Annotated in this window: 11 protein-coding genes and 2 pseudogenes; all 13 read left to right on the forward strand. The window is 74.7% G+C overall.

Annotated elements, in window-relative coordinates; genetic code table 11:
• The first annotated feature begins 170 nt into the window (after positions 1-170).
• The 13 genes and pseudogenes from mihF to ACQPYN_RS16695 all read left to right on the forward strand — a co-directional run bounded on the left by mihF (position 171) and on the right by ACQPYN_RS16695 (position 11,864).
• A complete protein-coding gene (gene mihF / locus ACQPYN_RS16635; RefSeq protein WP_274194957.1) occupies positions 171-488 on the forward strand; it encodes an integration host factor, actinobacterial type in 318 nt (105 codons plus the stop codon).
• 4 nt (positions 489-492) lie between these two features.
• Positions 493-1,155 carry a guanylate kinase gene (gene gmk, locus ACQPYN_RS16640; protein WP_328307554.1) on the forward strand — a complete coding sequence of 221 codons (663 nt, stop codon included), beginning with the start codon at positions 493-495 and terminating at the stop codon, positions 1,153-1,155.
• Positions 1,152-1,430, forward strand: coding sequence for a DNA-directed RNA polymerase subunit omega (gene rpoZ / locus ACQPYN_RS16645; RefSeq protein WP_274186726.1), 279 nt, complete (start codon positions 1,152-1,154; stop codon positions 1,428-1,430). Before gmk ends, rpoZ begins: the two co-directional genes overlap by 4 nt.
• Positions 1,427-2,674: a bifunctional phosphopantothenoylcysteine decarboxylase/phosphopantothenate--cysteine ligase CoaBC gene (coaBC, locus tag ACQPYN_RS16650; RefSeq protein WP_433024880.1), complete on the forward strand. Its 1,248-nt coding sequence runs from the start codon at positions 1,427-1,429 to the stop codon at positions 2,672-2,674. The genes rpoZ and coaBC overlap by 4 nt, the downstream gene beginning before the upstream one ends.
• Before the next feature lie 146 nt (positions 2,675-2,820).
• On the forward strand, positions 2,821-4,017 hold the full coding sequence (metK, locus tag ACQPYN_RS16655) for a methionine adenosyltransferase (protein ID WP_274187146.1): 1,197 nt from the start codon (positions 2,821-2,823) through the stop codon (positions 4,015-4,017).
• 340 nt (positions 4,018-4,357) lie between these two features.
• Positions 4,358-6,429 (forward strand): annotated as a pseudogene (locus ACQPYN_RS16660) (primosomal protein N').
• Positions 6,430-6,535: 106 nt separating this feature from the next.
• Positions 6,536-7,048 (forward strand): annotated as a pseudogene (locus ACQPYN_RS16665) (TIGR03086 family metal-binding protein); the annotation flags it as partial.
• Between the two features lie 48 nt (positions 7,049-7,096).
• A complete protein-coding gene (gene def / locus ACQPYN_RS16670; RefSeq protein WP_274194953.1) occupies positions 7,097-7,648 on the forward strand; it encodes a peptide deformylase in 552 nt (183 codons plus the stop codon).
• 3 nt (positions 7,649-7,651) lie between these two features.
• On the forward strand, positions 7,652-8,578 hold the full coding sequence (fmt, locus tag ACQPYN_RS16675; RefSeq protein ID WP_433024883.1) for a methionyl-tRNA formyltransferase: 927 nt from the start codon (positions 7,652-7,654) through the stop codon (positions 8,576-8,578).
• An 88-nt stretch (positions 8,579-8,666) separates the two neighbouring features.
• Positions 8,667-10,130 (forward strand): RsmB/NOP family class I SAM-dependent RNA methyltransferase, encoded by a 1,464-nt coding sequence (locus ACQPYN_RS16680; RefSeq protein ID WP_433024886.1) that lies wholly within the window; start codon positions 8,667-8,669, stop codon positions 10,128-10,130.
• Positions 10,127-10,417, forward strand: a complete 291-nt coding sequence (locus ACQPYN_RS16685) for a hypothetical protein (RefSeq protein WP_433024889.1) — start codon at positions 10,127-10,129, stop codon at positions 10,415-10,417. Before ACQPYN_RS16680 ends, ACQPYN_RS16685 begins: the two co-directional genes overlap by 4 nt.
• Before the next feature lie 52 nt (positions 10,418-10,469).
• On the forward strand, positions 10,470-11,138 hold the full coding sequence (rpe, locus tag ACQPYN_RS16690; RefSeq protein WP_433038918.1) for a ribulose-phosphate 3-epimerase: 669 nt from the start codon (positions 10,470-10,472) through the stop codon (positions 11,136-11,138).
• A gap of 96 nt (positions 11,139-11,234) precedes the next feature.
• Positions 11,235-11,864 (forward strand): riboflavin synthase, encoded by a 630-nt coding sequence (locus ACQPYN_RS16695; protein WP_433024892.1) that lies wholly within the window; start codon positions 11,235-11,237, stop codon positions 11,862-11,864.
• Positions 11,865-11,870: the final 6 nt, after the last annotated feature.

The raw sequence follows: 11,870 nt of genomic DNA on the forward strand, positions 1-11,870 counted from the left end.
ATCACGAGCCGGTGGGCGCCACGGCCGTCCGACCTGCGGACACTCCCGCCCCACGGACTGTCGGAGCGGGCCGCGGGGGGTACGTTCGCCATCACTGGGCAAGCCAATACGCCACCACGGGAGCCGGTCGCACCGACCGGAGCCCGTCGTCACGACCTTCGGAGGAGAACGTGGCATTACCCGAGCTGACCGAGGAGCAGCGGGCCGCGGCGCTCGAGAAGGCCGCCGCCGCTCGCCGTGCCCGGGCCGAGCTCAAAGAGCGCCTCAAGCGTGGAGGCACCAGCCTCTCCGAGGTGCTCGAGCAGGCCGACTCGGACGAGGTGCTCGGCAAGATGAAGGTCTCGGCGTTGCTCGAGGCCATGCCGGGCGTGGGCAAGGTGCGCGCCCAGCAGATCATGGAGCGCCTGGAGATCGCACCCAGCCGCCGCCTGCGCGGTCTGGGCGATCGGCAGCGCAAGGCCCTGCTCGACGAGTTCTCCGGCGAGTGAGCCGGTGACCCCACCCCCGACGCACGGGCCCGGCCGGCTGCTGGTGCTGGCCGGGCCGTCGGGGGTCGGCAAGAGCACGGTCGTCGCGGAGCTGCGACGGATCGCCGCGCCGCTGTGGTTCAGCGTCTCGGCGACCACCCGAGCCCCGCGCCCCGGTGAGGTCGACGGTCGTGACTACCACTTCGTCACGGCCGAGGAGTTCGACCGCATGATCGCCGAGGGCGAGCTGCTCGAGTGGGCGGAGATCCATCGCGGCATGCACCGTTCGGGCACGCCACGGGCTCCGGTGGACGAGCACCTCGCGCGGGGCGAACCCGTCCTGCTCGAGCTCGATCTCGCCGGGGCCCGTGCCGTGCGCGAGCAGCGCCCCGACGCGCTGTTCGTCTTCCTCGAGCCCCCGTCGTGGGAGGTGCTGGTCGGCCGGCTGATCGGTCGCGGCACCGAGGCGACCGAGGTCGTCGACCGCCGTCTGGCGACCGCGCGCGAGGAACTGGCCGCGAGCAGCGAGTTCGACGTCACCGTCGTGAACCACGACGTCGGGGAGACCGCGCACCGGTTGGTAGAGTTGAGCGCCGGTCCTCCTGTCAGCCGTGCAGGTCGGGGGACCGCACCGACCCGCCGGACCGGTCTTGAGTCCGGCGCCACCCCCGCAGGAGCGAGCGAGTGAGCATTCCCATCGGACGATCCGGCATCATCGAGGGACCGGAGGGCATCACCAACCCCCCGATCGATGAGCTGCTGGAGACGGTGAGCTCGAAGTACGCGCTGGTCATCTACGCGGCCAAGCGCGCCCGCCAGATCAACGACTACTACGCCCAGCTGGGCGAGGGCCTCCTCGAGTACGTGGGCCCGCTCGTCGAGCCCGGCCCGCGCGAGAAGCCGCTGTCGGTGGCCATGCGCGAGATCCACGCCGGCCTGCTCGAGCACACCGAGGGCGAGTGACCGAGGAGTCCACCCGACCCCGGGAGATCGTTCTCGGGGTCTCGGGCGGCATCGCCGCCTACAAGGCCTGCGAGGTGCTCCGGCGCCTGCGCGAGGCCGGGAACCACGTCCAGGTCGTCGCGACGCGGTCCGCGCTCGAGTTCATCGGCGCGGCCACGTTCGAGGCGCTCTCGGGCCGCCCCGTACTGACCGGCGTGTTCGAGCACGTCCCCGAGGTCGAGCACGTCGCCCTCGGGCGGCGTGCCGACCTCGTCGTGCTCGTCCCGGCGACCGCCGACCTGCTCGCCCGCATGGCCCAGGGGCGCGCCGACGACATGCTCACCACCACGCTGCTCACCGCGCGGTGCCCGGTGCTCGCGGTCCCGGCGATGCACACCGAGATGTGGGAGCACCCGGCGACCGTCGACAACGTCGCCACCCTGCGGCGGCGCGGCACCGTCGTCCTCGAACCCGCGTCCGGGCGCCTCACGGGCGCCGACAGCGGTCGCGGCCGACTGCCCGAGCCGCCCGAGATCGCCGAGTTCGCCCGGCTGCTGCTCGAGTGGGGGATCGACGACGGCGGCATGCCGTTCCCCCTGCCGCGCGATCTCGAGGGCCGCCGGGTGGTCGTCTCCGCCGGCGGCACCGCGGAGCCGCTCGACCCCGTGCGCACCCTGGGCAACCGGTCGTCGGGGCGTCAGGGCTACGCGCTGGCCCGCGTCGCGGCCCAGCGCGGCGCCGACGTGACGCTGGTGGCCGGCACGGTCGCCGACCTCGACCCGCCCGCCGGCGTCGAGCTCCGTCGCGTGCAGACCACCCGGGAGATGCGCGACGCCGTGCTCGACGCCGCCAAGGCCGCGGACGTGGTCGTGATGGCCGCCGCGGTCTCCGACTTCCGGCCCGCGTCGACGTCCGTCGGCAAGATCAAGAAGGGGCAGGACGCCCCCTCGATCCCGCTCGAGTTCAACCCCGACATCCTGCGCGAACTGGTCACCGAGGACGTCCCGCGCCGGCTCGTCGTCGGGTTCGCGGCGGAGACCGGCGACGAGGGCGGCAGCGTCCTCGACTACGGGCGCGCGAAGCTCGAGCGCAAGGGGTGTGACCTTCTCGTCGTCAACGCCGTGGGGGCCGGGCGTGCCTTCGAGGTCGAGGACAACGAGGGGTGGCTGCTGGGTGCCGACGGATCGTCGCTGAGCCTGCCCATGGGCTCGAAAGCAGCACTGGCCGCGCGCGTGTGGGACGCCGTCGCCGAGCGGTTGCCCTGAAGCGTTCGACTGATCGGCGCATTCTCACGATTCGTCGATGAACACAACCGCTCTGTGACACGCTTGGCATTCAGCCTGGTCAGGGGCCTCGTGATTCCTGGGGATGCCGTTAGTGTGGACGGGTCCCATTGTCGAGGCAGGGAGAGATTGTGCCCGCTAGGCGTCTGTTCACCAGCGAATCCGTCACCGAAGGCCACCCGGACAAGATCTGTGACGCCGTCAGCGACGGCATCCTGGACGCTCTGCTGGCGCAGGACCCGAAGAGCCGCGTCGCGGTCGAGACGATGGTCACCACGGGCCAGGTGCACGTCGCCGGCGAGGTGACCACCAACGCCCAGGTCAACTACGTGGACGTCGTCCGCAAGACCATCCTCGACATCGGCTACGACTCGTCGGCCAAGGGCTTCGACGGCGAGAGCTGCGGTGTGTCGATCTCCATCGGCGCCCAGTCGAAGGACATCGCGCAGGGTGTCGACGAGGGCTACGAGACCCGCGTCGAGGGCTCCGAGGACGAGATCGCGCGACAGGGCGCGGGCGACCAGGGCCTGATGTTCGGCTACGCCGACGCCGACACCCCCGAGCTCATGCCGCTGCCCATCGGGCTGGCGCACAGGCTCGCGCGCAAGCTCACCGCGGTCCGCCGCGACGGCACGCTGCCCTACCTGCGCCCGGACGGTAAGACCCAGGTCACCATCGCCTACGACGACGACAAGCCGGTCGGCGTGGAGACCGTGGTCCTGTCGACGCAGCACGCGGCCGACATCGACCTGGACAACCTGCTGACCCCGGACATCAAGTCCAAGGTCATCAACCCGGTGCTCGAGGGGATCGACCTCGACTCGTCGAACACCCGCGTCCTGGTCAACCCCACCGGCCGCTTCGTCACCGGCGGCCCGATGGGCGACGCGGGCCTCACCGGCCGCAAGATCATCGTCGACACCTACGGCGGCTACGCCCGCCACGGCGGCGGCGCCTTCTCGGGCAAGGACCCGTCGAAGGTCGACCGCTCCGCGGCGTACGCCATGCGCTGGGTGGCCAAGAACATCGTGGCCGCCGGCCTGGCCAAGCGCGTCGAGGTCCAGATCGCCTACGCGATCGGCAAGGCCGAGCCAGTCGGCGTGTTCGTCGAGACCTTCGGGACGGCCCAGGTCGACCCGGCCAAGATCGAGAAGGCCATCCACGAGGTCTTCGACCTGCGCCCCGGCGCGATCGTGCGCGACCTGCAGCTGCTGCGCCCGATCTACCAGCCGACCGCGGCGTACGGCCACTTCGGCCGCGACGACCTCGATCTCCCGTGGGAGCGCACCGACCGCGCCGACGCCCTGAAGTCGATCGCGACGTAGTGCACCTCCCGGTGCAAGCCCTGCGTCCTCGCTTGCACTGAACGCGAGTATTTCCGCATCCTCGCGCGCCAGACCCACGCCGGCCCGGCACCTCGCACCCCGAGGTGCCGGGCCGGCGTGCGTCTCGGCGGGGCTTGGTTCCGGCCGAAGGTGCCCTTCGCGCGGCTAGATCGGCGAGGGGAGCCCTTCGCCGGATCGACGCGCGATCACGCATCCGCCCGAAGGTGCCCTTCGCGCGGGTAGAGCGGCGAGCGGCGCCCTTCGCCGGAACCCGGGCGCGCTCCGGCCGCTCCGGCGTCCGGGCGCGTCGCACTGCTCTGGTAGACGTGAGGTCGTGACGGTGGGTGAGGCGGGCGACGCGCTGTTCGCCGCGCCCGAGCGCCCGCCGGAGCCCGCGCCCCCGGAGAAGAAGCCCCGCAAGCCCCTGCGCAACGAGCGCGTGCCCGCCGCCGAGCGCCCGGTGGCCCAGGTCGCCGTGGACGTCAACCTCGCGCACCTCGACCGGCCGTTCGACTACCAGGTGCCCGAGCAGCTCGCCGACCAGGCGGTCCCCGGCGCGCGGGTGCGGGTGCGGTTCGCCGGCCGGCTGGTCGACGGCTTCGTGCTCGCCCGCGAGGACACCAGCGAGCACACCGGCCGCCTGGGGTGGCTGGAGAAGGTCGTCTCCCCGGAACCGGTCCTGGGCCCCGAGCTCGCCGGGCTCTGCCGGGCCGTCGCCGACCGCTACGCCGGGACGCTCGCCGACGTCCTGCGCCTCGCGGTGCCGCCCCGTCACGCGCGGGTGGAGGCGGAGACGCCGGCGGAGCGGCCGGCCCCGGAGGCCCCGGAGCAGCACGGCTGGGGTGCCTATCCCCGGGGCCCGGCGCTGCTCGAGGCCCTCGCGGCGCACCGGCCCGCGCACGCCGTCTGGCAGGCCCTGCCGGGCGAGGACTGGCCCGCCCGTCTCGCCGAGGCCGCGGCCACCACGGCCGCCGCCGGGCGTGGCGCGGTGCTCGTGGTGCCCGACCGCCGCGACCTCGACCGTGTCCAGGCCGCCTGCGAGGCCGTGGCGGGCGCGGACGCCGTCGTCGCCCTCGCCGCCGACCTCGGGCCCGCCGAGCGCTACCGGCGCTGGCTGGCCGTGGCGCGCGGGCAGGTGCGCATCGTCGTCGGCACCCGCGCCGCCGCGTTCGCCCCGGTCGTCGACCCGGGCCTGATCGCCGTGTGGGACGACGGCGACGACACGCTCGCCGAGCCCCGCGCGCCCTATCCCCACGCCCGCGACGTCGCCATGACCCGGGCACACCGCGACGGCGCGGCGCTGCTCGTCGCCGGGTTCGCGCGCACCGCCGAGGCCGCCCTGCTCGTCGCGAGCGGCTGGGCCCACGACGTCGTCGCCGACCGCGCCACCGTCCGCGCCCGCGGGCCCCGGGTCACCTCGATCGGTGAGGACGACCGCCAGCTGCTGCGCGACCCCGCGTCGCGGGCGGCCCGCATGCCGGGCGTGGCGTTCGAGGCGGCCCGGGCGGCCCTGGGCGCGGGCGCGCCGGTGCTCGTCCAGGTCCCGCGCCGTGGCTACCTGCCCGCCGTGGCCTGTGCGCGCTGCCGCGAGCCCGCGCGCTGCCGCCGGTGCGCGGGCCCGATGGCGCTGCCGGCGGGCGCCGACGGGGTGCCGACGTGCCGCTGGTGCGGGACCCCGACGCCGCCTACCGCTGCGGCGCCTGCGGGTCGCCCCAGCTGCGCGCCCTGGCCGTCGGCTCGGCCCGCACCGCCGAGGAGCTGGGTCGCGCCTTCCCGCAGACCGTGGTGCGCAGCTCCGGGGTGGGGCGCCGGTGCTCGACACCGTGCCCGGCGGCCCGGCCCTGGTCGTCGCGACGCCGGGCGCCGAACCGATCGCCGAGGGCGGCTACGGGGCGGCGCTGCTGCTCGACGGCGCCGTGCTGCTCGCCCGGCCCGAGCTGCGGGCGGGGAGGAGACGCTGCGACGCTGGTTCGGCGCGGCCGCCCTCGTGCGCCCGGCGTCCGAGGGCGGGCGGGTGGTCGTGATCGCCGAGTCCTCGACGGCCGCGGTCCAGGCGCTCGTGCGCTGGGACCCGGTCGGGCACGCCGCCACCGAGCTCGCCTCGCGCACCGAGCTGTCGCTGCCGCCGGCGATGCGCCTGGCCGCGGTCGACGGCCCGCCCCCGCGGTGGCCGACCTGCTCGCGGCCCTGCCCGACGACGTCGAGGTGCTGGGCCCGGTCGAGCTGCCACCGGGCACGAAGCTCCCGGGCGCCGAGGAGCGCACCGAGGGCGCCGAGCGCTGCCTCGTCCGCGTGCCCCGTACCGAGGGCCGCACGCTGGCCCGCGAGCTCCACGCCGCCCAGGCCGTGCGCTCGGCGCGCAAGGAGCGCGAGCCCGTCCGCGTGCTGCTCGACCCGCTCGACCCCTTGTAGACGGGAGCGGAGCCTGCCATTGTTCAACCAACAGGTTGAACACCAGGAGGCGACCATGACCACCGAGACCCCCGCCGACCGCCACCGCGCCTTCGCCGCGGTCTTCACCGACCGGGTCCACGGCGTGGCCGACTGGGACGTGCCGACGCCGGTCCCCGAGTGGACCGCGCGCGACGTCGTCGGCCATCTGACGACGTGGTCGGCGGGCTTCCTGCACGGGGTCGGCGTGACGCTGCCCCCGGGCCCTGACCCCGCCGACGACCCGGTCGGCGCCTGGGACGCCCACGCGGCGGCGATCCAGGCCCTCCTCGACGACCCGGAGAGCGCCGGACGCACGATCGAGAACCCGCACATGGGCACGATGGAGCTCGGGGCGATGGTGGACCGGATCTACACCACCGACATCTTCATGCACACCTGGGACCTGGCCCGTGCGACCGGCCAGGACGATCGTCTCGACCCCGCGATCACCGGCCCGCTCGTCGAGGGCATGGAACAGATGGAGGAGGTCATACGCAGTTCCGGGCAGTTCGGCGTGCGGGTGCCCGTGCCCGACGACGCGGACGCGCAGACCCGGCTGCTGGGGTTCATCGGTCGCGACCCCGACTGGAAGCCCTGATCGCCGAGACTCCCTAGACTGGACGGTCGAAGCCCCGAGAGAGGACCGATGACCGCCCAGCCCCTGCGCCTGTTCGGCGACCCCATCCTGCGCACGAAGGCCGAGCCCGTCGTCGACTTCGACCGCGAGCTGCGCACCCTCGTCGCGGACCTGCACGAGACGATGCGCGAGGAGGGCGGCGCCGGGCTGGCTGCCCCGCAGATCGGCGTCGGGCTGCGCGTGTTCGTCTTCCGTGCCGACGGGGTCGAGGGCCACATGGTCAACCCGACGTGGAACGCCGCCGACGACACGGAGCAGTTCGGTCCCGAGGGCTGCCTGTCCATCCCCGGGCTGCGCTTCGACTGCCGCCGCTTCGAGCACGTCGTCGCCTCCGGCTGGGACCTCCACGGCGAGCCGCAGACCGTCGAGGGCACCGCGCTGGTCGCCCGCGCCATCCAGCACGAGACCGACCACCTCGACGGGGTGCTCTTCCTCGACAAGCTCGACCCCGAGACGCGGCGCGAGGCGATGGCCGAGATCCGCCGCGCGCCGTGGTTCGACCTGGCGGCGCCGCCGACGGTCAAGACGAGCCCGCACCCGCTCTTCGGCCGGGCCACCTGAGACGTGCGCATCGTCTTCGCGGGCACGCCCGAGCCCGCCCTGCCCGCCCTGCGCGGTCTGCTCGCGAGCGCCCGGCACGAGGTCGTCGGTGTCGTGACGCGCCCGGACGCCCCGGTCGGGCGGTCGAAGCAGCCGCAGCGCAGCCCCGTCGGTGCCCTGGGCGACGAGGCCGGGATCCCGGTCCTGACCCCGGCGAAGGCCTCCGAGCCCGCGTTCCTCGAGCAGCTGCGCGCGCTCGCGCCCGACTGCTGTCCCGTGGTGGCCTACGGCAACCTGCTGCGCCGCGAGGCCCTCGACATCCCCGTGCACGGCTGGGTGAACCTGCACTTCTCCCTGCTCCCAGCCTGGCGGGGGGCTGCACCGGTGCAGGCCGCGATCCGCGCCGGGGACGAGGTCACGGGCGCGAGCACCTTCGCGCTCGAGGAGGGCATGGACACCGGGCCGGTGTACGGGACGGTCACCGAGGAGATCGGGCGCCACGACACCGCGGGCGTGCTGCTCGCCCGCCTCGCCGAGTCGGGCGCGGTCCTGCTGGAGCACACCCTCGACGGGATCGCCGACGGCACGCTGTCGCCCGTGCCCCAGTCGACCGACGGTGTCTCCTACGCCCCCAAGGTGACCGTCGACGACGCCCGCGTCGTCTGGACCCATCCGGCGCCCGCCGTCGATCGGCTCATCCGCGCGGTGACGCCCGCGCCGGGGGCGTGGACGACGTTCCGCGAGGCCCGGCTCAAACTGGGTCCCGTGCTGACCACCGGCGAGGGCGGGCTCGAACCCGGAGCCATCCGTGTGGAGCGCGGTCGTGTCCTCGTCGGCACGGCGGGCGCCGCCGTCGCGCTCGGGGACGTCCAGCCCGGCGGCAAGAAGCCGATGCCGGCCGTCGACTGGGCCCGCGGCGTGCGGCCCGAGCCGGGGGAGCGGTTCGTGTGACCGGGGCGAGCGGAGCGACGGGGCACGTCACAGAGGCGAGCGAAGCGACGGGGCACGTCACAGAGGCGAGCGAAGCGACGGGGGACGGATGACCGACAGCTCCGTCCCGCCCGGCGGGCACCGCTCGGGCCGCGGACCCCGTAAGCGGGACGACAAGCGGCGCAGCGGGCCGCCCCGCGGCCGCCAGGGCCCGAACCGCCCGCCGACCGGCGACCCCGCCCGCGAGGCCGCCCTCGACACGCTGCGCGCCGTCCGCGAGGACGCCGCCTACGCGAACCTCGTCCTGCCCTCCCTGCTGCGCGAGCGCCGGATCTCCGGGCGGGACGCGGCGCTGGCCACCGAGCTCGCCTACGGCGCCTGCCGGGCCCAGGGGCTGCTCGACGCCATCCTCGGTGCCTGCGTCGACCGCCCGCTCGACGGGCTCGACGGCGTCGTCCTCGACACCCTGCGCCTCGGCGCCCAGCAGCTGCTGCGCACGCGGATCCCCCCGCACGCGGCGGTCGGCGCGGCCGTCGAGCTCGTGCGCACCCGGGCCGGGTCGCGGCCCACGGGCTTCGTCAACGCCGTGCTGCGCAAGGTCGCCGAGCACGACGAGGCCGCGTGGGTCGAGCGGCTCGCGCCGTCGGACGACCTCGGGCGGCTCGCCTTCACCCACGCGCACCCGCGGTGGATCGCCGAGGTCTTCGCGCGTGCTCTCGGAGGTGAGGAGGAGCTCACGGAGTTGTCGGCCGCCCTCGCCGCCGACGACACCCGCCCCGCCGTGCACCTCGCCGCCCGTCCCGGGGAGATCTCCGCCGAGGAGCTCGCCGCGATCACCGGCGGCGAGGAGTCGCCCTACTCGCCCTACGGCGTCCTGCTCACCGAGGGCGGCGACCCCGGGGACCTGGCCCCCGTCCGCGAGGGCCTGGCCGTGGTCCAGGACGAGGGCAGCCAGCTGGTCGCGCTCCTGGCGACCCGCGCGCCGGTGGAGGGCGAGGACACCCGCTGGCTCGACCTGTGCGCGGGGCCGGGCGGCAAGGCCGTGATGCTCGGGGCGCTCGTCGCGATCGAGGGCGGCACCCTCGACGCCGTCGACCGTGCCCCGCACCGCGCGCGGCTCGTCGAGCAGGCGACCGAGGGCCTGCCGGTGCGCGTCCACACCGGCGACGCCCGGGAGCTCGCGCTGCCCGAGGCCGCCTACGACCGCGTGCTGGTCGACGCCCCGTGCACGGGCCTGGGCGCGCTGCGCCGGCGTCCCGAGGCGCGGTGGCGCCGCCGGCCCGAGGACGTCGCCGAGCTCACCGTGCTGCAGCGGGAGCTCCTGCGCGCCGGCCTCGAGCGCACGCGATCCGGTGGGGTCGTCACCTACGCGACGTGCTCGCCGCACCCCGAGGAGACCGCCGCCGTCGTCGCCGCCGTCGCCGCGGAGACCGGGGCCGAGGTGCTCGACACCCCCGCGCTGCTGCCGGAGGTGCCGGACACGGCGCTGCCGGACGGCGCGCCGGGCCTCCAGCTGTGGCCGCACCGCCACGGCACCGACGCGATGTACGCCGCGGTCCTGCGCAAGCGGTGACACGGGTCCTCGACTGGTGGCTCGCCGACCGCACCCGCGGCGGGCCCGGGTCGGCGCCGTGGGTCGTCGGGCAGTGGCCGAACCCCGCGCTGGTGGTCTTCCTGCTCGCGCTGGTGGCCCGCCTCGTGGTCCCCGACCCCGCCACGGCGGAGGCGCTCGTCCTCGTCGGACGGGGCGCGCTGCTCGTCTGGGGGCTTGACGAGCTCGTCCGCGGAGTGAACCCGTTCCGCCGGGTGCTCGGGCTCGGGGTGGGCGGATGGCAGGTCGTCGGCCTCCTGACCGCCTGACGCCGCGAGCATCGCCGGGGCCACTACCATCCGTCACGTGTCCCGCATCCCGATGATCGCCCCGAGCATCCTCTCCGCGGACTTCGCGCGGCTCGCGGAGGAGGCGGCCGCGGTCCCGGGGGCGGACTGGCTGCACGTCGACGTGATGGACGGGCACTTCGTGCCCAACCTGACCCTCGGGCTGCCGGTGGTCGAGGCGCTGGAACGGTCGACCCCCATCCCGCTCGACTGCCACCTGATGATCGACGACCCGGACCGGTGGGCCCCCGGGTACGCCGAGGCCGGGTCGCGCAACGTCACCGTGCACGCGGAGGCCGCTCACGACCCCCGCGGGTGTGCGCGCGACATCCGGGCGGCGGGCGCCCTGGCCGGGTTGTCGATCAAGCCGGGCACCCCGCTCGAGGACTGGGTCGAGGTCCTGCGCGACTTCGACACGCTGCTCGTCATGAGCGTCGAGCCCGGTTTCGGCGGGCAGAGCTTCATGCCCGAGGTGCTCGACAAGGTGCGCACCGCGCGACGCCTTGTCGACACCGGGCACCTGACCGTGCTCGTCGAGATCGACGGCGGGATCAGCACGAGCACCGTGGAGCAGGCGGCCGAGGCGGGCGTCGACTGCTTCGTCGCGGGGTCGGCCGTCTACAGCGCCGACGACCCGAACAAGGCCGTCGAGGCGCTGCGGGCCCAGGCCGCGGCGGCGTCCGACCACCTCGGCACGGGGTGAGAGAGGAGTCACCACGGTGGTGCTGCCGGGTGACGACGTCGTGAGGATGATGGCGGACGGGCAGCGACGTCCGGACCAGCCGATGAGGAGACCGCAGTGTTCACGGGGATCGTCGAGGAGATCGGCGAGATCGTCGGCGTCGTCGGACAGGACGACGCGGCGCGCCTGCGCGTGCGCGGCCCCCTGGTGATCTCCGACGCCCGCCCCGGCGACTCCATCGCCGTCAACGGCGTGTGCCTCACGGTCACCGAGCCGACCTCGGACGAGTTCGGCGTCGACGTCATGGGCGAGACGCTGCGCCGCTCCAGCCTGGCGGGCGCGACGGCCGGGACGCGCGTCAACCTCGAGCGGGCCGTGGCCGCGGGCGACCGCCTGGGCGGGCACATCATGCAGGGCCACGTCGACGGCACGGCCACCGTCGTCGAGCGCACCGAGCACGCGCAGTGGACGACGCTGCGGTTCCGGGTCGCGGCCCAGGAGGATGGCGGACCGGGCCTCACCCGCTACATCGTCGAGAAGGGCTCGATCGCCGTGGACGGCGTGAGCCTGACCGTGACCGAGGTCGACGACGACTCGTTCGCCGTCGGGCTCATCCCGACCACGCTGCGGGAGACGACCCTGGGGGAGCGCACCGTGGGATCCACGGTCAACCTCGAGGTCGACGTGGTCGCCAAGTACGTGGAGCGGCTCGTGGGTTTCCAGGCCGGCACATCGCAGGGGAAGTAGGAGTTC

Origin of the sequence: Actinomycetospora sp. CA-053990 (assembly GCF_050948445.1) — a bacterium.
In the GTDB taxonomy this organism is placed as follows: Bacteria; Actinomycetota; Actinomycetes; order Mycobacteriales; family Pseudonocardiaceae; genus Actinomycetospora; species Actinomycetospora callitridis.